The organism is Streptomyces fractus (assembly GCF_049844455.1).
Classification (GTDB): domain Bacteria; phylum Actinomycetota; class Actinomycetes; order Streptomycetales; family Streptomycetaceae; genus Streptomyces; species Streptomyces fractus.
Map to the genome: position 1 here is coordinate 6,395,321 of NZ_JBMYHI010000002.1, position 21,109 is coordinate 6,416,429.

Annotated in this window: 21 protein-coding genes; 11 read left to right on the top strand and 10 right to left on the bottom strand. The window is 68.6% G+C overall.

The annotated features are described in order from the left end of the window. The first annotated feature begins 73 nt into the window (after positions 1-73). Entirely contained in the window at positions 74-739 is a 666-nt protein-coding gene (locus ACP4E5_RS30870; protein WP_425834354.1) for a pirin family protein, read from the top strand. Between the two features lie 56 nt (positions 740-795). On the opposite strand, the gene ACP4E5_RS30875 is transcribed toward ACP4E5_RS30870, so the two are convergent. Both ACP4E5_RS30875 and ACP4E5_RS30880 read right to left on the bottom strand, forming a co-directional pair. Beyond that, entirely contained in the window at positions 796-1,605 is an 810-nt protein-coding gene (locus tag ACP4E5_RS30875) for a serine hydrolase domain-containing protein (protein WP_425834356.1), read from the bottom strand. A 30-nt stretch (positions 1,606-1,635) separates the two neighbouring features. Next, positions 1,636-2,103 (bottom strand): GNAT family N-acetyltransferase, encoded by a 468-nt coding sequence (locus ACP4E5_RS30880; protein ID WP_425834358.1) that lies wholly within the window; start codon positions 2,101-2,103, stop codon positions 1,636-1,638. Positions 2,104-2,197: 94 nt separating this feature from the next. On the opposite strand from ACP4E5_RS30880, the gene ACP4E5_RS30885 reads away from it, so the two are divergent. Then, positions 2,198-2,671, top strand: a complete 474-nt coding sequence (locus tag ACP4E5_RS30885) for a MerR family transcriptional regulator (RefSeq protein ID WP_425834360.1) — start codon at positions 2,198-2,200, stop codon at positions 2,669-2,671. Between the two features lie 5 nt (positions 2,672-2,676). Continuing rightward, entirely contained in the window at positions 2,677-3,723 is a 1,047-nt protein-coding gene (locus tag ACP4E5_RS30890) for an aldo/keto reductase (RefSeq protein ID WP_425834362.1), read from the top strand. Between the two features lie 45 nt (positions 3,724-3,768). Here ACP4E5_RS30890 and ACP4E5_RS30895 read toward each other — a convergent pair whose 3' ends face one another. The 7 genes from ACP4E5_RS30895 to ACP4E5_RS30925 all read right to left on the bottom strand — a co-directional run bounded on the left by ACP4E5_RS30895 (position 3,769) and on the right by ACP4E5_RS30925 (position 11,423). Next, positions 3,769-4,998 carry an acyltransferase family protein gene (locus ACP4E5_RS30895; RefSeq protein ID WP_425834364.1) on the bottom strand — a complete coding sequence of 410 codons (1,230 nt, stop codon included), beginning with the start codon at positions 4,996-4,998 and terminating at the stop codon, positions 3,769-3,771. After that, positions 4,995-6,125 (bottom strand): alpha/beta hydrolase, encoded by a 1,131-nt coding sequence (locus ACP4E5_RS30900; RefSeq protein WP_425834366.1) that lies wholly within the window; start codon positions 6,123-6,125, stop codon positions 4,995-4,997. The genes ACP4E5_RS30895 and ACP4E5_RS30900 overlap by 4 nt, the downstream gene beginning before the upstream one ends. A gap of 152 nt (positions 6,126-6,277) precedes the next feature. Further along, positions 6,278-6,955: a response regulator gene (locus ACP4E5_RS30905; protein ID WP_425834368.1), complete on the bottom strand. Its 678-nt coding sequence runs from the start codon at positions 6,953-6,955 to the stop codon at positions 6,278-6,280. A gap of 15 nt (positions 6,956-6,970) precedes the next feature. After that, positions 6,971-8,347 (bottom strand): sensor histidine kinase, encoded by a 1,377-nt coding sequence (locus tag ACP4E5_RS30910; protein WP_425834370.1) that lies wholly within the window; start codon positions 8,345-8,347, stop codon positions 6,971-6,973. A 129-nt stretch (positions 8,348-8,476) separates the two neighbouring features. Continuing rightward, a complete protein-coding gene (locus ACP4E5_RS30915; RefSeq protein ID WP_425834372.1) occupies positions 8,477-9,355 on the bottom strand; it encodes a DUF4429 domain-containing protein in 879 nt (292 codons plus the stop codon). Positions 9,356-9,431: 76 nt separating this feature from the next. Further along, positions 9,432-10,643: an alpha/beta hydrolase gene (locus ACP4E5_RS30920; protein ID WP_425834374.1), complete on the bottom strand. Its 1,212-nt coding sequence runs from the start codon at positions 10,641-10,643 to the stop codon at positions 9,432-9,434. Between the two features lie 138 nt (positions 10,644-10,781). Further along, the gene (locus ACP4E5_RS30925; RefSeq protein WP_425834376.1) at positions 10,782-11,423 is read right to left on the bottom strand and encodes a TetR/AcrR family transcriptional regulator; all 642 of its coding nucleotides are present in this window, start codon (positions 11,421-11,423) and stop codon (positions 10,782-10,784) included. Between the two features lie 110 nt (positions 11,424-11,533). Between ACP4E5_RS30925 and ACP4E5_RS30930 the strand changes: the two genes are divergently transcribed. The 3 genes from ACP4E5_RS30930 to ACP4E5_RS30940 all read left to right on the top strand — a co-directional run bounded on the left by ACP4E5_RS30930 (position 11,534) and on the right by ACP4E5_RS30940 (position 14,152). Then, entirely contained in the window at positions 11,534-13,144 is a 1,611-nt protein-coding gene (locus ACP4E5_RS30930) for an MFS transporter (protein WP_425834378.1), read from the top strand. Positions 13,145-13,360: 216 nt separating this feature from the next. After that, positions 13,361-13,735, top strand: coding sequence for a peptidase inhibitor family I36 protein (locus tag ACP4E5_RS30935; protein ID WP_425834380.1), 375 nt, complete (start codon positions 13,361-13,363; stop codon positions 13,733-13,735). 108 nt (positions 13,736-13,843) lie between these two features. After that, positions 13,844-14,152 (top strand): small hydrophobic protein, encoded by a 309-nt coding sequence (locus ACP4E5_RS30940; RefSeq protein WP_425834382.1) that lies wholly within the window; start codon positions 13,844-13,846, stop codon positions 14,150-14,152. Positions 14,153-14,236: 84 nt separating this feature from the next. Here the strand turns inward: ACP4E5_RS30940 and aceE are convergent, their stop codons facing one another. Further along, positions 14,237-16,984: a pyruvate dehydrogenase (acetyl-transferring), homodimeric type gene (aceE, locus tag ACP4E5_RS30945; protein WP_425834384.1), complete on the bottom strand. Its 2,748-nt coding sequence runs from the start codon at positions 16,982-16,984 to the stop codon at positions 14,237-14,239. Positions 16,985-17,419: 435 nt separating this feature from the next. Here aceE and ACP4E5_RS30950 point away from each other — a divergent pair, with 435 nt between their 5' ends. From ACP4E5_RS30950 to ACP4E5_RS30970, 5 genes are all read left to right on the top strand, one after another. After that, positions 17,420-17,851, top strand: a complete 432-nt coding sequence (locus ACP4E5_RS30950; RefSeq protein ID WP_266720038.1) for a DUF3052 domain-containing protein — start codon at positions 17,420-17,422, stop codon at positions 17,849-17,851. Between the two features lie 171 nt (positions 17,852-18,022). Continuing rightward, positions 18,023-18,481, top strand: a complete 459-nt coding sequence (locus ACP4E5_RS30955; protein WP_425834387.1) for a peroxiredoxin — start codon at positions 18,023-18,025, stop codon at positions 18,479-18,481. A 131-nt stretch (positions 18,482-18,612) separates the two neighbouring features. Further along, on the top strand, positions 18,613-19,188 hold the full coding sequence (locus ACP4E5_RS30960) for a TerD family protein (protein ID WP_425834389.1): 576 nt from the start codon (positions 18,613-18,615) through the stop codon (positions 19,186-19,188). 107 nt (positions 19,189-19,295) lie between these two features. Further along, positions 19,296-19,871 (top strand): TerD family protein, encoded by a 576-nt coding sequence (locus ACP4E5_RS30965; protein WP_425834391.1) that lies wholly within the window; start codon positions 19,296-19,298, stop codon positions 19,869-19,871. 74 nt (positions 19,872-19,945) lie between these two features. Next, a complete protein-coding gene (locus ACP4E5_RS30970) occupies positions 19,946-21,091 on the top strand; it encodes a DUF475 domain-containing protein (RefSeq protein WP_425834393.1) in 1,146 nt (381 codons plus the stop codon). Positions 21,092-21,109: the final 18 nt, after the last annotated feature.

Here is a 21,109-nt window from a genome sequence, read left to right on the forward strand (position 1 = left end):
GCCTTATCGGGACGCCTCAGCGGAGTGGAGGGTCCGAGGTGAGCCCGTCGAACGGCCGGAAACCAGGGCTACCGTGTACCGCGTGATTGATGTACGCCGCTCCGGCGACCGCTATCCCGGCGGCGAACCCGAGGAGGGGATCGAATCCCTCCACGCGTTCTCCTTCGGCCCGCACTACGACCCGGACAACCTGCGCTTCGGCGCGATCCTCGCCTGCAACGAGGAACGCCTCGCACCGGGCGCCGGCTTCGACGAACACCCCCACAGCCACACGGAGATCGTCACCTGGGTCGTCACCGGTGAGCTCACCCACCGCGACTCCACCGGCCACGAGTCCGTGGTCCGACCCGGCGATGTGCAGCGCCTCAGCTCCGGTGGCGGCGTCCGCCACGTCGAACGCAACGACGGCGTCGAGCCCCTCACCTTCGTTCAGATGTGGCTCGCCCCCCTCGACCCGGGAGGCGACCCGGCGTACGAGGTGGTGCACGGCATCGCGGACTCCACCCCCTACGACGTCCCGGCGGCGGGCGCCATGCTGCACGTCCGGCGCCTGGCGGCGGGCGAGCGAGGGGAGGTGCCGGCCGCCCCACATGTCTACATCCACGTGGTGCAGGGCGAAGTGCGGCTCGGGGGCACGGAGTTGGCCGACGGAGACGCCGCCCGCATCACCGCCGAGACCGACCTCGAGGTGCTCGCGGCGACGGAGGCACAGCTGCTGATCTGGGAGATGGGCGGCTGATTGGGAGCGGTGGGCGGCTGGCCCGAGGCGGTGACCTGGCCGGCCCCGGTCCGCGGTCAGACCTCCGCGAGCACCGCGTCGGTGAACGGCGGCCACACCTCGGCCGCCCACGGCCCGAACGCCCGATCCGTCAGCGCCACACAGGCCACCCCCGCATCCGGGTCCACCCACAGGAACGTGCCCGACTGCCCGAAGTGCCCGAACGTCCGCGGCGACGACGAACTCCCCGTCCAGTGCGGCGACTTGTGATCCCGGATCTCGAAGCCGAGGCCCCAGTCGTTCGGGTTCTGGTGCCCGTACCCCGGAAGCACGCCCTTCGTGCCCGGGTACTGCACGGTCATCGCCTCGGCCACGGTCCGCGGGTCGAGCAGCCTTGGCGCCTGCACCTCGGCGGCGAACCGCACCAGATCGTCCACCGTCGACACACCGTCCTTGGCAGGCGATCCGTCGAGCGTTGTCGCCGTCATCCCCAGCGGTTCGAGCACGGCCTGGCGCAGGTACTCGCCGAACGGAATGTCCGTCGCCTTCGCGATGTGGTCCCCGAGCACCTCGAAGCCCGCGTTCGAGTACAGCCGCCGGGTGCCCGGCTCCGACATCGTCCTGTGCTCGTCGAAGGCGAGCCCGCTGGTGTGGGCCAGCAGATGCCGGACCGTCGCGCCCTCGGGGCCCGCCGGCTCCTCGAACTCGATCGCCCCCTCCTCGTACGCGACCAGTGCCGCGTAGGCCGCGAGCGGCTTGGTGACCGAGGCCAGCGGGAAACGGTGGGCCGTGGGTCCCCGGGTCCCCAGTACCGTGCCGTCCGCACGGACGACGGCTGCTGCGGCGGTCGGTACCGGCCAGTTCTCGATCAACGCGAGGCTCTGCATGCGTACGAGCCTAAATCCTCGCCGACGGCGTCAGAGCGTCAGCCTCATCGAGGGCGCGGGAGTACGGGCGAAGCCGAGGGAGGAGTACAGGGGCTCGCCCTCGGTGGAGGCGTGCAGATCGATGCGGCGGATGTCTCGCTCCTTGAACCAGGCCAGCAGCGCATCCATGCAGGCCCGCGAGTAACCGCGGCGGCGGAACGCCGGATCGGTGCACACATTGAAGACGTGACCCGAAGTGCCCCCGGGGTTTCCGGGGCTGCCCAGGCTGAGGTTGATCGTGCCGGTCGCGCAGGCCGCGAGCGTGCCTGGAACGTCCGGCGCCTCGACCACGAACACCGCCAACGGGCCGCACTCGTCGGCCAGATGAGATCGCAGTGCCTTCTCGGTGCCCGGCTGCCATGTCACGTCGTCGCTCGGTCTCAACGAGTCCAGCATGATCTTGCGCAGGCGGACCAGTTCCTCGGCATCGGCGGGCGTGGCGCGGCGTACGACAGTCATGGCCCGCACCGTAACCGGACCGTCTTCGAGGTGTCTCCCCGATTTTCTCTGCCGTGCTTGCTTGGAGTGCACTCCAAGGTTCTAGCGTGGGGGCATGACGGTGATGGAGACCACGTCCCGGCCCCGCGCGGCGACCCGGAAGACCGACAACTGTGCCTCGGCGCCCCCTTCGCACCCCCGCCGGGAGGGCCAGGACCACTACACCATCAGCGAGGTCGTCGCCCTCACCGGACTGACCGCTCACACCTTGCGCTGGTACGAGCGGATCGGCCTGATGCCCGACGTCGACCGCTCGCACACCGGGCAGCGCCGCTACAGCAACCGTGACCTGGACTGGCTGTCCCTCGTCGGCAAGCTCCGGCTCACCGGGATGCCGGTGGCCGACATGGTGCGCTACGCCGAACTCGTGCGCCGGGGTGAGCAGACCTTCGACGAGCGCCGGGAACTGCTCGAAGCGACCCGCCGCGACGTCCTGAACCGGGTGGCGGAGCTGCAGGACACCCTGGCCGTACTGGACTACAAGATCGACTTCTATGCGGGCGCCCGACCGGCGCCGGAGAGGGCGTGAACCGCATGAGCAGCACGGAGCGGACGCCGCGAGCGGGCGGGCAGCGGCGCATTTCCACTGTTGAGTTGGGAAACAACGGGCCCGTGGTGGGCATTCAGGGCCTCGGCTGCATGGGGATGAGCTGGGCCTATGGACCGACGGACGCCGATGAGGCAAGGGCCACCCTGGAGCGGGCCCTCGAACTCGGCGTCACCTTGTACGACACCGCCGACGCCTACGGTGCCGGTGAGAACGAGAAGTTCCTCTCTCCTTTCGTCAAGGCGCACCGGGACGAGATCATCCTGGCGACCAAGTTCGCCATCGGGTCCGATCCGAGCGACCCGTACAAGCGCGTCATCAATAACGACCCCGCCTACATCAGGACCTGCATCGACGCCAGCCTCGGGCGGCTGGGCGTCGACTCGGTCGACCTGTACTACATGCACCGCCGCGACCCGAAGGTGCCGATCGAGGAGTCGGTCGGCGCGATGGCCGAACTCGTCGCCGCCGGCAAGGTCAAGCACCTCGGCCTGAGCGAGGTCACCGCCGCCGAACTGCGCGCCGCCCACGCCGTCCATCCGATCGCGGCCGTCCAGTCCGAGTGGTCGCTGTTCAGCCGCGACATCGAACGCTCGGTCGTGCCCGCCGCCGCGGAACTCGGCGTCGCGCTCGTCCCGTACTCCCCGCTCGGCCGTGGCTTCCTCACCGGCGCCTTCGTCTCCGCCGACAAGGAACTCGCCGACGACGACTTCCGGCGCCAACAGCCCCGGTTCACCGGGGACAACGCCGCCGCCAACGCGGCCCTGTTGGAACCGCTCCGGCAGGTCGCCGACGCCCACGACGCCTCACCCGGTCAGATCGCCCTGGCCTGGGTGCAGCAGCAGGCCGGGATTTTCGGCCTCGGTGTCGTCCCCATTCCCGGTACACGCAAGCGCACGCGCGTCGAGGAGAACACCGCCGCGACCCACATCGTCCTCACCGACGAGGAACTGACGCTCCTCGAGCCGATCGCCTCGAAGGTCTCGGGCGACCGCTACGCGGACATGAGCTTCACGTCGGCGGGCCGCGAGTAGCCGGGAGCCCACGGGGATGCTTCAGGCTCCTGGGGCTGGTGTGCCTCACGCCAGCCCCAGCGCGAACACCGCGAACCCGGCCGCGAGCAGTCCTGCCAGCGCCCTGCGCCCCCGACTCACCCGCTTCCACGGTGACTCGAAGCCCCGCGCATAGCGGCCTATCAGGACGAGCAGTGTCGCGAACAGCGGCAGCCACGCAAGGCGGATGGCTATCCAGGCGAGCGTGTCCGGTGCCGTCGTGAGGCCCGGTATCGCGCCGGCGAAGGAGCCGGGTATCGCCGCCGCCAGCAGCGCTGTCTGGTGCCAGCACAGGATGGTCATCGCTGACAGGTTGATGACCACGACCGGCGCCCACAGGGCCGGGCGGCGCAGCAGCTTGGCCAGGCGGTCCCGCACCAGTATCGCCGCACCGCTCTGTGCGGCCGCGAGGGCGAGGACCAACAGCGACGGAGGGTGCGAGTTCGTCCGCGCCTCGCCCGGCACCCCGACCATCGACGCCGGGTAGTGGAAGAGCAGTAGCAAGGCCGCGAACAGAGCCGTGCCACCGGCGAGCAGCGCCCAGGCGCCCCGCTTTCCGAGCCTCTTCTCGCCCCAGCAGACGCCGAGTTGATAGGCGAACAGCCAGCCCGGCAGGAGATTGAGCAGGCTCAGCCACGACGGCATGGCCGAGGAGAAGGGGCCGTACCGAAGGAAGTCGACGACGGCGACCGATCCGAGCAGTGGGACCGCGGACCAGGCGCCGAGCCTGTGCGCCGCCTTGATGCACCACGGTGTGAGCGCGGTGATCACGGTGTAGATGCCGACGAACCACAGGGGCTGTATCACCAGGGTGGAAGCTGTGCGCAGTGTCGCCATGGGCACCCCGAAGGCGTACAGCAAGGGGGCCATCGCGGCCCACACCGCGGTCACGCCCAGCACGGGCCGGCCCAGCCGGGCGAGCCTGCCCCGGAGCCAGCCGGCCGTCGATGTGCCACGCTCCCGTGCCCGCCGGAACGACAGGACCGACGCGTATCCACCGACGAGGAAGAAGACCCCGAGCATCTGCAACACCCAACTGAGAGGCGCGAAGAAACCGAAGCTGCTCAGTGGGCTCGCATTGTGCAGGGCGCCCTGCGGGTCCAGCGTGAAGCCGGCGAGCAGCCAGTGGCCGGTGGGCACGGCGAGCAGGGCCAATGCCCGCAGCCCGTCCACCGCACGGTCCCGGTGCGCCGGGGTCTTCGCGTCGATCGAGGTGATGGCCGAGGACACGGAAGCGCGAAGAGAAGTGGCGGTCATGACGCAGCTCCGGTGGCGATGTCGGCGAAGGCACGCAGCGAGTCCGTGCCCGGCATGAAGTAGCCCGTGTGTCCCTGTGCTTGCGCGGAAGGAATCCGCCGGGCTCCGAAGGACGGGTCTGTCGGGTCGGTTCCGTGCCCAAGACCGAACAGCTCGACGTTCGGCACCTTGCCGATCCAGTCGCTGTCGTCCCGGGTCGCCCACACCCTGGCGCGGGTGTGCAGGTCGGCTACCGTGTCGGCGTGCAGTCCGGGTGAACCGAGGGCCACCAGGTCCGCTGCGGGAAGCCGGGACGCGGCGAGCCCGCACACCACCGACCCGTAGCTGTGGCAGAAGACGGTGGGCTTCGGGGCGCCCGCCGCGGTGAGTCCTTGCACGAAGCGGACCAGCCTGGGGGCTCCCGCCTCGGCGAGCCGGCCCGTGGCCGCGTCCGGGCCCAGACCCACCGGAGTGGTGTATCCGGCCCACGCCACCACGGCCGTCCGCCCGCCCGCCGCCTGGTGCAGCGAGCGCGCCATCCCCGCCGGTGTGCCGTACACATCCTTGGTCCGGTCGAACGTGCCCAGGTCGATATCGGAACCCGGCACGATCACGGAGACATGCCGAGCCGTCTCCAGATCGCCGAAGACCTCAGCCACCTGGCCACGCCCACGGGCGTCGAAGGCGAGTATCCGGCGGTCCTGCGCGAGCAGTTGGGAGCAGCGGTCGGCGAGCGCACGCGCCGAGATCCGCTGCCGCTCGGTCAGCGATCGGTTCTTTGCGTCGGCGCGCGCCCGGGCCTGCTCGGCCCGCAGGGACAACGCGTTTGCCTCGTACCGCAGAGCGATCGGGGCGCCGTCCAGATTGCCGACGACCGATGGGTGTCGCGCGACCAGTTCATGCCGCTCCGGTCCGCTCAACCCTCCGAAGAAGGACGCGACTTGTGATGGCTTCGCCGTCGCCGGGTCAGGCAGCGCGCGGCCAAGTGAATCGTCCGCGCGCCATGAGGCGGTGCCCGGGGGAGGGCCGGTGAGCGGGCGCTGCTCCTGGCCCGATGCCCAGCCCGCCGTGCCGGACACGGCGAGTGCCGTGAGCGCGGCTGCTGCGACGGCACGACGGCCGCGTTGTTTCCAAGAGCTCAGGCCCATTGCCCGTATCCCCTTCGTCCAGTGGTGTGACGAGGGGAAGGTAGGAGGACGGACGCGGCCGGGGCGTCACACTGCGGAGCCAACTAACCCTTGATACCTGGGTATTCGTGACTGATACCGCAGTAGGGGGTCGGCGCCTCAGGGGCGGTGATTCACTGGTCGCCGGGCGAGACAAGGCCCGATTCATACGCGAAGATCACGGCCTGCGCCCGGTCACGCAAGCCCAACTTCGCCAGCACACGGCCGATATGGGTCTTCACCGTCTGCTCGGCCAGCACCAACTTCTGCGCGATCTCCTGGTTGGACAGCCCGCGGGCGATCAGCTCGAGCACCTCGGCCTCACGCGGTGTCAGGCTCTTCAGCAGCGGAGAGTGGCTCTTGCGGTGCGCGGGTCGGGTCTTGGCGAAGTCCGCGATGAGCCGCTTGGTGACCGTCGGAGCGAGCAGTGCCTCACCGGCCGCGATCACGCGCACCGCGGCGATCAGATCGGCCGGCGGCGCGTCCTTGAGCAGGAACCCGGAGGCGCCCGCCCGCAGCGCCGCGTACACATAGTCGTCGACGTCGAACGTGGTGAGCATCAGCACTTTCGGCAGGTGCACCACGCCGGGCGGTGGGTCCAGCAGTTCCTGAGTCGCGGCCAGCCCGTCCATCTCGGGCATCCGCACATCCATGAGGACGACATCGGGATGCGTGGAGCGGCTCACCTGGACGCCCTCCCTGCCGTCCGGGGCCTCGCCCACGACGTCGATGTCGCTCTGCGCGTTCAGCAGCGCGGCGAAACCCGCCCGCACCATGCTCTGGTCGTCGACGATGATCACGCGGATGGTCATGCGTGCCGAATTCCTTTATGCCGTCGTGGAGTCGGGCACGGTCAACGGGAGCCGGGCCGCGACACGGAAACCTCCGTCGGGCAGCGGGCCCACGTCCAGCGTGCCGCCGACCAACCGTACGCGCTCGCTCATCCCTATCAGGCCGTGTCCGGTACCGGCGGTCGATTCGACGGGCGATACCGGCTCCGGCGCCGGCCCGTTGACCACGACCACCAGCAGGGCGTCGCCGTCGAGGCCGATCGAGACCTGGGTCCGTGCACCCGGAGCGTGCCGCACCACGTTCGACAGGGCCTCCTGCACGATGCGGTACGCGGAGAGGTCCACCGCCGGGGGCACCTGGGCCAGTTCCCCGACGAGAGCCAGCTCCGGAGCGGACAGGTCGGCCGGCACCCCGCCTCGTACGGTCGCCTCGACCAGCTGACGCAGGTGCGCGAGACCCGGCTGCGGCACGAGGTCGCCCTGGGCCTCCTCGCTGCGCAGGACCGCGAGGAGACGGCGCATCTCGGTCAGCGAGGCGCGAGCGCCCGTTGCGATCGACTCGAACTCCTCGCGCGCCTCGCCGGGCAGGTCCCGCAGCCGGTAGGGCGCGGAGTCCGCCTGCACGGTGATCACCGACATGTGGTGGGCGACGACGTCGTGCAGTTCGCGCGCGATCCTGGCCCGCTCTTCGAGCAGTGTCCTGCGGGTCCGCTCGGCCTCGCTGATCGTCTCCTGCACGACGAGCTTGCGTCTGGTCTCGCCGCGCTCCCGCAACAGGGCGCCCAGGAGCAGCACCCCACCGCTCAGGACGATGAGCAGCACCCCCGTGTCCTGGCTGGTGCTGTCGCGGAAGATGCCGACCGCGATGCTGGCGGCGACGGTGACCAGCCAGATGTTGATGAGAGTGCGACGGCTTTCTCGCAGAGCCAGCGCGACGCACAGCACCAGGTACGCGACGATCACCATGGGCGTCCAGGGCGACGCGCGGTGCGCGTCCCCCTGGAAGAGCGGGATCGTGCCCAGCACGGCCGCGGTGATCATGATGTACCAGGCGGTCAGCGGCCGGCTCACCGCGAGGACCAGAGGGGCGGACTGCGCCACGCCGATCGCCGCGGCGAGGCCGCCGCCGACCCCGTAGTCGTTCGCCAGCACCTGGGTCGTGACCGGAATCAGCGACGCCGTGAAACCCAGCGCGATCAGATAGGGCAGCAGCCGCATCCAACGGCGGGGCGCGTGTGCCAGCAGGGGTTCCGACCGGTCGTCGCCCAGAGCCGCGGTCAGCGTCGCCCCGGCCGAGGCCAGCCGGTCGCCCAGTCGCCGCACCGCCCCGGTCACACGCCGAGAGTCCGCCCGGCCGGTGCCGTCGTCCGGCGGCCGGGGCGTTTTCTCGGGGGATGGCGGTGCGGTGCTCATGGCCAGATCAGCGTAGACACCCGGACCCGCTCGCGCCGTCATACCGGAGTGCTCAACCGCACCCCCTACCCAGGTATGAGAGAACCGGTGGCCGAGCGTTTTCCCGGTATCGGAGGGCGCGGCCTGCCCTCACAGCTCGGCGAGCAGCTCGGCCTTCTTCGACGTGAACTCCGCATCGGTCACCAGACCCGCCTGGTGCAGCTCGCCCAGGTGCCGGATGCGGTCGGCGATGTCCGCGGGATCGCGCCTCCCGGGCCCCGCCGACTCGGTGCACAGGGCCCCGCCCTGCGATGGCGCGGGTCCGGACGCGCGCACGGCCGCCAGCACCGAGGCGGCGAACGGCAGCGACTCGTGCACCGGGCCGTAGCCGAGACCGAAGACGACCGCGGCCGGGTCCTGGTCCGCCTGACCGGGCTGCTCCCCGGCAGCGTCCCGGGGCAGCAGGCGCAGGTGCCCCTCGAAGAGTTCGGGCGAGCGCCATTCGACGCCGCTCAGGTCCGAGATCGGGAACGTCTTGTCCCCGGCCTTCCATTTCGCGGAAGACGCTCCGGTCCAGAACCAGCGGAAGGCCACCGCGTCTCCGTCGAAGGTGGCCTTCCCGTCGTAGGCCTTGAACTGGCGGGGCGCCTCGGGAGGCGCCACCAGATAGCTCTCCGGACGCACGTCTTCCTGGTCGCAGAGCTTCGCCCGCAGCTCGTCCGCGTAGTACTCGCAGAGCGTCTCCCGCTCGGCGGGCAGCACGAGGCGGTACGGGTCGCTGCCCTCCTTGAGCTGGCCCGCGGCAGCGTCCATCAGAGGGTCCGCGCCCGGCCGCGGCACCGCGTGCAGCACGACGGTCCCGCGTTTCCCAGGCGTCAGGGTCACCGCCGCGACCGCTTCCAGGGGGATGCGGCGTTCGCCCAGCGCCTGAAGGAGCTTCGGCGTGCGGATCCCCCGTTCGAAGCGGATGAGCACGGAGTCGGACTCGAACTCCCAGGCGGCATGAAATCCGGCCAGTACGTCACCCATGTGGCTCATCGTAGGCGGCGCGCGCGTCTCCGTCGCCTGTCGCGGCAGACCGCTGTTTCAGCACTTTCTACGCGCGTCAGGCGGAGACGTTCCCGGAGAAACCGTCCAGACAGCCCTGACCTCCGCCGGCACAGTGCACTGTCTTGTAGCCGCCGGTGCCGATGTCGGCGAAGTTGGCGAGGCTCTCGGTGCCCGGTACGAAGTAGCCGGTGTGGCCCTTGGAGTCGCCTGCCGCCATGACGCGCGCGCCGAACGCGGAGGAGACGGGGTCGGCCCCGTGACCGAGGCCACCCACCTCCATGTAGGGAATGTCCTGGATCCAGTCGTCCCTGTCGCGGGTGGCCCACACGCGCGCGTGCGTGCCCAGGCCCGCGGCGCTCTGTGAGCGCATGCCGGGACTGCCCGCCACCGCGATGTCGCTGACCCGCCCCGGCATGTGGTGCGCCGCGACGCCGCACACCACCGAGCCGTAGCTGTGGCAGTACAGGGCGACGGAGGACCGGCCGGGCAGACCGCGGAGCATGGCGTTGAGCCGTACCGCTCCCTCGTCGGCGCGCATCGCCGTCGCGGCGTCCACACCCAGGCCGGCCGGCGCGGTGTAGTCGGCCCACGCGACGACCGCGGTACGCGTGTGCGGGCTGGCGCTGCGCTCGGCGCCGTACAGGGAGCGCGCCATGCCCACGGGCGCCGAGTACTGGCGGGACGTGCGCTCGAAGGTGAGCACGTTCGTGTCGACACCCGGCACCACGACGGACACCCGCTGGGCCTTGTCGAGGTCACCGAAGACCTCGGCGACCCGGCCGGCGCCCAAGGGGTCGAAGGCGAGGATCTTGCGATCGGGCTTCGCCAGGGACGTGAACCTGTTCATGCGTTTCTTCGCGTCGGCGTGACCGACGGACGACAACCGGTGGTCGTACATGCGCTTGTGTTCGACCTGGCGGGCCTGGTCGAGCGCGACGCGGTTGGCGCGATATCGCAGCTCTACAGGGGCACCGTTCATGTTGCCGACCGCGAGCGGGTACCGGGCGGCGAGTTCGCCGCGCTGGTGCGCGCTCAGCGAGCCGAAGAAATGCGCGAGGCGGGTGGGGGAGCCGTCGTGCGCGGGCAGGGCATGTCCGTTTATCCGGCCGTGGTCCCAAGCGGTGAGCGCGGTCCGGAGCGGCGATGTGACGCCTCGCTGATGACGTACCGCGGTCCAGCCGGTGGTGGCCAGCATGACGAACACGACGACCAGCGCAAGCAGTGCGCGCCAGACGTTGAGTTGGGGAGAGGTATCGAAGGAAGTCACTGCGGGACACCCTAGGAGAAGCGCATCCAGCACCGTGAATGAGGTGAGGCGGATCACGTTTCTTGTGGTGTATTTGGGTAAAACCGGACGTGACTGTAGTACTGCCTCACGCTGCGTAGGGGGCCGCGCTCGCGGTGGTCACTCCTGGTCGCGGCGCCATTGCCCGGCCAGTGAAGGCCTCAAGTGATCCAGGTACGACTCGGTGAGCGCGCGGATCGATTCGACGCTCGCGTCCTCTCCCGCGCCCCACAGCCGCCCGGTCGTCCGCATGACGCCACCGAACGCGGCCACGGCCACGCGCGGGCGCGGGTCGCTGTCCACGTCGAGTCCCTCGCGTTCGGCGATCACGCGCGCGAGCTCCTCTTCCAGTTCGATGGAGCGGCGCAGGTGGACGGCGAGCAGGGAGGGCGTGGACTCGATCATCTGATAGGCGCGCATGTGGAGTTCGAGGGGGATGAGCTCCTCCACGACACGGCTCAGCGCGTCCCAGGCGCCGAGTACGGTCCGTCGCAGTGCCTCGAACGGGCTCTCCTCCAAGGGCCGTTCGCGCAGCGCGGCGACGAAGTGGGACTCCACCGTCTGCTGCACCGCGAGCGCGACATCCTCCTTGTTCGCGAAATACCGGAAGAACGTGCGCTGGGACACCTCGCAGACCTCGGTGATCTCGTCGACCGTCGTCCGGTCGAACCCCTGGGTCGTGAAAAGCTCAAGTGCGGTGCGCAACAAGGTGTTTCGCGTGCGTTGCTTCTTGAGTTCACGCAGGTTGATTCGATCCGTCATGGCCCTCTTTCTTGCCGTTTGTGCAGCTCACCATAGTGTGAGCGACGTGACAGTTACTGACTTGTGAAATGGTTAGTCAACTGTCAGTGGCTGTCATTAGCCTCGAACACATGACTAGTCAGACCACTGTCGACAAGGCGGATCGGGTTCCGGAGCCCGAGCACGTCCCGGCACCGGCCAAGGGGCTGCGCGGTCACCCCTGGTTGACACTCTTCTCCGTCGCGATCGGCGTCATGATGGTCGCCCTCGACGGCACCATCGTCGCCATCGCCAACCCGACTATTAAGAAGGACCTCGGCGCCACCTTCGCCGACGTTCAGTGGATCACCAACGGCTACTTCCTCGCCCTCGCGGTCACGCTGATCACCGCGGGCAAGCTCGGTGACCGATTCGGCCACCGGCAGACCTTCCTCATCGGTGTCATCGGCTTCGCCGCCGCGTCGGGGGCCATCGGCCTGTCCGACAGCATCGCCTTCGTCATCACCTTCCGCGTGCTCCAGGGCCTGTTCGGAGCGCTGCTCATGCCTGCCGCGCTCGGCCTGCTGCGCGCCACGTTCCCCGCCGAGAAGCTGAACATGGCGATCGGCATCTGGGGCATGGTCATCGGCGCCTCGACCGCCGGCGGCCCGATCGTCGGCGGCCTGCTCGTCGAGCACGTCAGCTGGCAGTCGGTCTTCTTCATCAACGTCCCCATCGGCGTCCTCGCCCTTGTCCTGGGGCTCTTCATCCTCCTGGACCACCGCGCCGAGAACGCGCCGCGGTCCTTCGACGTCCTCGGCATCGTGCTGCTGTCCGCCGCGATGTTCTGCCTGGTCTGGGCGCTCATCAAGGCGCCGACGTGGGGCTGGGGCGACGGCATGACCTGGAGCTTCATCGCCGGCTCGGTGCTGTGCTTCGTGGTGTTCGCGTTCTGGGAGAACCGCGTCACCGAACCGCTCATCCCGCTGGCCCTGTTCCGGTCCGTGCCGTTGTCGGCCGGTGTGGTCCTGATGGTGCTGATGGCCATCGCGTTCATGGGCGGACTGTTCTTCGTCACGTTCTACCTCCAGAACGTGCACGGCATGAGCCCCGTCGAGAGCGGCATGCACCTGCTGCCGCTGACCGGCATGATGATCGTCGGCTCGCCGTTGGCGGGAGCGATGATCACGAAGTTCGGCCCTCGCGTCCCGCTCGCCGGCGGCATGACGCTCACCGCCGCCGCCATGTACGGGATGTCCACGCTGGACGCGGGAACGGGCAGCGGGATCATGTCCCTCTGGTTCGCCCTGCTGGGGCTCGGCCTCGCGCCCGTGATGGTGGGCGCCACCGAAGTCATCGTGGGCAACGCTCCGTTGGAGCTCTCCGGCGTGGCCGGCGGACTCCAGCAGGCCGCGATGCAGATCGGCGGCAGCCTCGGCACCGCCGTGCTCGGCGCCGTCATGGCATCGAAGGTCGACAGCGACCTCGCCGGGAACTGGACGGGCGCCGGGCTCCCGCCGCTCACGCACGGCCAGCTGGGCCAGGCGTCGGAGGCGGTCCAGGTCGGTGTCGCGCCGGTGCCTCCGGGCACCCCGTCGGCGCTCGCCGAGAAGATCACGGGCGTCGCGCAGGACACCTTCATCTCGGGCATGAGCATGGCCTGCCTGGTCGCCGCGGGTGTCGCCGTCGTCGCCATCTTCGTCGCGCTGCTGACCAAGCGCGGGGAGAACGCGGAGGCGGGCGCGGGCGCGGCGCACATCTGACGGCCGGCCACCGGCACGGATCGCGCGTATCCGTCTTGATATCGCGCGAAACCGCTCTTGTGAGGGAAGCCCCCCGGGGAACTATCCGGGGGCTTTCGCTTATCAGGGTGACGTCCCCCGGCAGCCCTTCCCGGAACCGGAGCTTCCGGGCCAGAGTGTCTGGCAAGCGATCAGTCGCGAACGCAACTGGTCGACACGACACGGGGGTTGAATCACATGCGTACGTTCATGACCACGGCTGCCGCCGCGACCGCACTCGCCGCGGTGGCACTCACTCCGGGCCTCGCCACCGCGGCGGCGCCACCGACCTTGGGCGACTGCGCGACCGGAGAGCTGTGTCTCTGGGGCAAGAGCGGGTTCAAGGGGTCCCGGCACGCCTATGAGCTGGCCGATATCGACATCGAGAGCTGCATCGCGCTGCCGGAGGGGAGCAGCGCGGTGTCCCTCGCCAATCGCACCGGCCGTCCCGTCACCACGTATCAATCCGCGGAGTGCGCGGAGACCGGAGAGTTCCAGACGTACCCCGGCAGCGGGACATGGGAGCCCGAATCCCCGTACCGCGCAAGGGCGTTCAAGGTCTGGGAGCAATAGGGGCCCCGGCAGGGACAGTGGAGTACCGCGCGCGATAGACCGCGGCAAGCGGGGGTACCCGAAGCATCGCCCGAGTCCGGAAGTACCGGAAGAACTCAGGGAGTGATGATGGCGGGCTTCGGACACACCACGCGCAAGCACCCCCGTTCACGTGGCCGCGCACGGCCACGGACCGGGCCGGACCGCGCGTCGCTCGGAATCATCGGCCTCGTCTGCGCGATCGCAGGCTTCTTCATCCTGAGGATCGTGCTCGGACCGGTAGCCGTCGTCTGCGGCTGGCTGGCCATGGGCCGACGCTGGACCGGCACACAGTCGGTACCGGCACTCGTCGCGGTCGTGCTCGGCGCGATCGACACACTCCTCGCGGTGGTCTGGCTGGCCTCGGCGGCCGGGCCCTTCGCGGGAGGAGCGTTCTGAGCACGAACCGCTGACGTTCCGAGAGGTCGACTCCACAGGGCGGCGAGGCCGAAGCTCTCGCCGCCCTCCGTCGAGCTCGATCTGTCAGGCGTCGCCCCCGGCCGCGCCGGGATCGGCGGCCGAGACATCGAGCAACTGGTAGCGGTCGATCGCCTGCTTGAGGACCGAGCGGTCGACCTTGCCCTCACGGGCCAGCTCCGTGAGCACCCCGACCACGACCGATTGGGCGTCGATGTGGAAGAAGCGACGCGCGGCGCCCCGGGTGTCCGCGAAACCGAAACCGTCCGCACCCAGCGACTGGTACGTGCCCGGCACCCAGCGCGCGATCTGGTCGGGCACGGAGCGCATCCAGTCGGAGACCGCGACGAACGGCCCCTGCGCGCCCGACAGCTTCTGCGTGACGTAGGGCGTGCGCTGCTCCTCTTCTGGGTGAAGCAGGTTGTGGCGCTCCACCTCCACCGCCTCGCGGCGCAGTTCGTTCCACGACGTCGCGGACCAGACGTCCGCCCGGACGTTCCAGTCCTGGGCGAGGATCTGCTGCGCCTCGATCGCCCACGGGACGCCGACGCCCGACGCCAGGATCTGGGCGGGGATCGAGCCCGAAGTCCCGGTGCTGATGCGGTGGATGCCCTTGAGGATGCCCTCGACGTCGACATCGGCCGGTTCGGCGGGGTGCTGGATCGGCTCGTTGTAGACGGTGAGGTAGTAGAAGACGTCCTCGCCCGCCTTGCCGTCGGCGGTCGGGCCGTACATCCGGCGGAGCCCTTCCTTGACGATGTACGCGATCTCGTAGGCGTACGCCGGGTCGTAGGCGACGCAGGCGGGGTTGGTCGAGGCGAGCAGTTGCGAGTGTCCGTCCGCGTGCTGAAGGCCCTCGCCGGTCAGGGTCGTGCGGCCGGCGGTCGCGCCGAGGACGAAGCCGCGCGCCAGCTGGTCGCCCATCTGCCAGAACTGGTCGCCGGTGCGCTGGAAACCGAACATCGAGTAGAAGACATAGACCGGGATCAGCGGCTCGCCATGGGTCGCGTAGGCGGAGCCGGCGGCGATCAGGGACGCCGTGCAGCCCGCTTCCGAGATGCCGTCGTGCAGCATCTGGCCGGTGGCCGACTCCTTGTAGGCGAGCAGGAGTTCACGGTCGACGGACTCGTACTGCTGGCCGAGCGGGTTGTAGATCTTCGCGCTCGGGAAGAAGGAGTCCATGCCGAAGGTGCGGTACTCGTCGGGAGCGATCAGCACGAAGCGCTTGCCGATCTCCTTGTCCCGCATCAGGTCCTTGAGCAGCCGGACGAACGCCATCGTGGTGGCGATCGACTGCTGTCCGGAGCCCTTCTTGACGCCCGCGTACGCCTTGTCGTCCGGGAGCTGAAGAGGCTTCGCGCGCACGACACGGGTCGGGACGTACCCGTCCAGCGCCTTGCGGCGGTCGTGCATGTACTGGATCTCCTCGGAGTCCCGGCCGGGGTGGTAGTACGGCGGGGCGCCGCTCTCCAGCTGCGCGTCGGTGATCGGGATGTGCAGCCGGTCGCGGAAGCCCTTGAGGTCGTCGACCGTCAGCTTCTTCATCTGGTGCGTGGCGTTGCGGCCCTCGAAGTTCGGGCCGAGGGTCCAGCCCTTGACCGTCTGCGCCAGGATGACCGTCGGCTGGCCCTTGTGCTCCCGGGCGGCCTGGAACGCGGCGAAGATCTTCTTGTGGTCGTGACCGCCGCGGCCCAGGTGCTGGATCTCCTTGTCGGTCATGTTCTCGACCATCGCGCGCAGGCGGTGGTCGTCGCCGAAGAAGTGCTCGCGGATGTAGTCGCCGGTCTCCGTGGCGTACGTCTGGAACTGACCGTCGGGCGTCGTATTCAGCCTGTTGACCAGGACGCCGTCCCGGTCCTGCGCGAGCAGCGGGTCCCAACTGCGGTCCCAGACCAGCTTGATGACGTTCCATCCGGCGCCGCGGAACTGGGACTCGAGCTCCTGGATGATCTTGCCGTTGCCGCGCACCGGGCCGTCGAGGCGCTGCAGGTTGCAGTTGACGACGAAGGTGAGGTTGTCGAGGCCCTCCCGGGCGGCGATGGAGAGCTGGCCGAGGGACTCGGGCTCGTCCATCTCGCCGTCGCCGAGGAAGGCCCACACCTGCGACTTGGAGGTGTCGGCGATGCCGCGGGCCTCCATGTAGCGGTTCATCCGGGCCTGGAAGATCGCGCCGAGCGGGCCGAGGCCCATGGAGACGGTGGGGAACTCCCAGAAGTCCGGCATGAGGCGGGGGTGCGGATACGAGGACAGCCCGTTGGGCGCCTTCGACTTCTCCTGGCGGAAGCCGTCGAGCTGCTCCTCGCTGAGCCGGTCCAGCAGATAGGCGCGGGCGTAGATGCCCGGAGAGGCGTGGCCCTGGAAGAAGACCTGGTCGCCGCCGTCGCCCTCGTCCTTGCCACGGAAGAAGTGATTGAAGCCCACGTCGTACAGGGACGCGGAGGAGGCGAAGGTGGCGATGTGGCCGCCGACGCCGATACCGGGCCGCTGGGCCCGGGACACCATCACCGCCGCGTTCCACCGCGTCGCGTTGAGGACCTTGCGCTCGATGTCCTCGTTGCCGGGGAAGAACGGCTCGTCCTTGGTGGCGATCGTGTTGATGTAGTCCGTGCTGCGCATCTCGGGCACGGCCACGCGCTTCTCGCGGGCCCGCTCGATCAGCCTGAGCATCAGGTACCGGGCCCGCTCGCGGCCGCGCTCGTCGATTGCGGCGTCAAGAGAGTCGAGCCACTCCTGGGTCTCTTCGGGATCGAAGTCCGGGACCTGGCTGGGAAGACCGCCAATGATGATCGGGGTGCGATCGGATCCGGAAACCACGCTGTTCCTTCACTGTCGGTGATGCCACTGTTCCACTGTCGGGTGCGCCGTTGTCCATCGTGTACCTCGAATTCGGAATCGTCATCTCTACCGAGAGGTAATTCGAGGTCCGGTCCGCATCCCGCCAGCCGTCGCGCTCAAATCGCCACGATACGCTGATTTCGCTCACGTGTTCCGTGGGGGTGGCTGGCCCCCCGGTCGCGCTCGGTGCTCGGGCAGTGACGGGCAAAGCTGACAGATCGCTGTGGCATACATCACTGGCCCACGGGGATCCTTGACAGGAGTTGCGGTGACACAGCCTGGAAAGTCACCGTTTCGGCGGTCTTGACGGCCGGGTACTTGCGCGATCCGTCGCGCACGTGTGGACTACGGCCAATGCTTCGCGCGTACGCGAGGCTTGTAGACAACTTCGTAAACACGATCAGGAGGCAATCCGTGAGCGCGACCGCGGACCACGCGGAAACGAACCTTGCCGTGAGGCTTGGTTTCCAGACCGACCAGGTGGTCCAGGAGATCGGCTACGACGACGACGTCGATCAGGAGCTCCGAGAGACCATCGAGGCGGCCATCGGCTCCGAGCTCGTCGACGAGGACTACGACGACGTGGCTGACGCCGTGGTGCTCTGGTTCCGTGATGACGACGGGGACCTTACTGATGCGCTGGTGGACGCCATCGCTTACATGGAGGAGGGCGGCTCCATCCTGCTTCTGACGCCGAAGACCGGCCGCGACGGTTACGTCGAGGCCAGTGAGATCGGCGAGGCCGCCACTACGGCGGGCCTGACCGCGAGCAAGAGCGTCAGCGCGGGTAAGGACTGGACCGCAAGCCGTCTGGCCACGCCGAAGGCAGCCGCCAAGAAGCGATAGCAGTCCCAGCGGAACGAGAAACCGTCGTGAGGGCCCCTGCAGGTGCGCCACAGCGCCCGCGGGGGCCCTCACGCGTGACCGCACGCCCCGCACCCACCTGCTCGGCGGCGCATGTACGCGGCCAACTAGGCTGAAGCCACCCGAACAGCCCCACCGAAGGGAAGCTTCACCATGGCGATCGAGGCCGGCACCCAGGCTCCGGAGATCGAGCTCAAGAACCAGCACGGCGAGACCGTGAAGCTCTCGGACTTCCGCGGCGAGAAGAACGTGGTGCTGCTCTTCTACCCGTTCGCCTTCACCGGGGTGTGCACCGGAGAACTGTGCGCGCTGCGTGACGAGTTGCCGAAGTTCGTCAACGACGACGTGCAGCTGCTCGCCGTGTCGAACGACTCCCCGTTCTCGCTGCGCGTCTTCGCCGAGCAGGAGGGCCTTGAGTACCCGCTCCTGAGCGACTTCTGGCCGCACGGCGAGGCCTCGCGCGCGTACGGCGTCTTCGACGAGGAGAAGGGCTGCGCGGTGCGTGGCACGTTCATCATCGACAAGGAGGGCGTCGTCCGCTGGACCGTCGTCAACGGCCTGCCGGACGCGCGTGACCTGAACGAGTACATCAAGGCGATCGACGCGCTGTAGGACGAGTACCGACGGACGACACCGTGCAGGATCCCTCGCCGGGGCGGGAACCCCTTACTAGGATCCAGACGTTGATCCGATACCAGAGCAGCACGGGGGCTCCCCGCCCCTAGAGACCATAGGGAGGATTCGTGGGAGTCAGCCTCAGCAAGGGCGGCAACGTATCGCTGAGCAAGGAGGCCCCTGGCCTCACGGCCGTGGTCGTGGGCCTCGGGTGGGACGTCCGTACCACCACGGGTACGGACTTCGACCTCGATGCCAGCGCCATCCTGACGAACGCCGAGGGCAAGGTCCGCAACGACCAGGACTTCGTGTTCTTCAACAACCTGAAGAGCGCGGACGGCTCGGTCGAGCACACCGGCGACAACACCACCGGTGAGGGCGAGGGCGACGACGAGCAGGTCAAGGTCGACCTCGCGTCGGTCCCGGCCGATGTGGACAAGATCGTGTTCCCGGTCTCGATCTACGACGCCGAGAACCGCCAGCAGTCCTTCGGCCAGGTGCGCAACGCTTTCATCCGCGTCGTGAACCAGTCGGGCGGCAGCGAGATCGCCCGCTACGACCTCTCCGAGGACGCCTCCACCGAGACCGCCATGGTCTTCGGTGAGCTGTACCGCAACGGGGCGGAGTGGAAGTTCCGCGCTGTCGGCCAGGGCTACGCGTCGGGTCTGCGCGGCATCGCGCAGGACTTCGGCGTCAACGTCTGAGCCGAAGCACCGCAGCACGTTTCATCCCGTCCGGCGCCGCACTCCCGCAGTGCGGCGCCGGACGCGCTCGACCACCGCACCACCACACCTCGGGGAGGAACACGATCATGGGCGTCACACTCGCCAAGGGAGGCAATGTCTCCCTCTCCAAGGCCGCACCGAACCTCACGCAGATCCTGGTCGGGCTCGGATGGGACGCACGCTCCACCACCGGAGCCGACTTCGACCTCGACGCCAGCGCGCTGCTCTGCAGCGGCGGCCGGGTCATGGGCGACGAGTGGTTCATCTTCTACAACCAGCTCCAGAGCCCCGACGGCTCGGTCGAGCACACCGGGGACAACCTCACCGGCGAGGGGGAGGGGGACGACGAGTCGATCCTGGTCGACCTCCCCAAGGTGCCGGCGGGCTGCGACAAGATCGTCTTCCCGGTCTCCATCCATGACGCGGACAACAGGAGCCAGACGTTCGGCCAGGTCAGCAACGCGTTCATCCGCGTCGTGAACCAGGCGGACGGTCAGGAACTCGCCCGTTACGACCTCTCTGAGGATGCTTCCACCGAAACCGCCATGATCTTTGGCGAGGTGTACCGATACGGAGGAGAGTGGAAGTTCCGGGCAGTTGGCCAGGGGTATGCGTCCGGGCTCCGGGGCATCGCTCTAGACTTCGGAGTCAACGTTTCCTAAAGCGTTCTCCTGGTGAGGTTCAAGCTCGGGCGGTTCCGGGGTTTTCCTGCACCGTTCACACGATGGGGTAGCCAGTGCTTCTGAAAACCTTCGGCTGGTCGTTCGCGATCACCGTGCTCGGCCTGATCGCCGCTGTCTTCTACGGCGGATGGGAGGCCTTCGGGGTCGTCGCGATCCTCGCGGTCCTCGAGATCTCGCTGTCCTTCGACAACGCGGTGGTCAACGCCGGAATCCTGAAGAAGATGAGTGCCTTCTGGCAGAAGATCTTCCTCACGGTCGGTGTGCTGATCGCCGTCTTCGGTATGCGGCTCGTGTTCCCCGTCGTGATCGTCGCCATCAGCGCCAAGCTGGGGCCGATCGAGGCGCTCGACCTCGCGTTCAACCAGCCCGACCGCTACCAGCAGCTGGTGACGGACGCGCACCCGTCCATCGCCGCCTTCGGTGGCATGTTCCTGTTCATGATCTTCCTCGACTTCATCTTCGAGGAGCGCGAGATCAAGTGGCTCGGCTGGCTGGAGCGCCCGCTCGCCAAGCTCGGCAAGGTCGACATGCTGTCGGTCTGCATCGCCCTGATCGTGCTGCTCATCGCCTCCATGACCGTCGCGGTCAACGCGTACCAGCACGGCGGTCACCACGCGGACAAGCAGGCCACCGTGCTGCTCGCGGGCGTCGCGGGCCTCATCACGTACCTCGTGGTGAACGGCCTTTCGGGCTTCTTCGAGAACCGTCTCGAGGAAGAGGAGGAGCGCGAGCACGAGGCCGAGGAACAGGCCAAGCGTGAGGGCAAGTCGCAGTCGGCCGTGGTGATGGCCGGCAAGGCCGCGTTCTTCATGTTCCTCTACCTCGAGGTCCTGGACGCGTCCTTCTCCTTCGACGGTGTGGTCGGCGCCTTCGCGATCACCAACGACATCGTGATGATGGCGCTCGGCCTCGGTATCGGTGCCATGTACGTCCGTTCGCTCACGGTCTACCTGGTCCGCCAGGGCACCCTGGACGACTACGTGTACCTGGAGCACGGCGCGCACTACGCGATCGGCGCGCTCGCCGTGATCCTTCTGGTCACCATCCAGTACGAGATCAGCGAGCTCATCACGGGCATGATCGGCGTCGTGCTGATCGCCTGGTCCTTCCTGTCCTCGGTGCGGCGCAACAAGCGGATCGCGGCGGCCGGGGGCGAGTCCGGGAGTTCGGACAAGGCCGAGGTGTCATCAGGAGTCTGATTCGCGGGTTTGACCCCT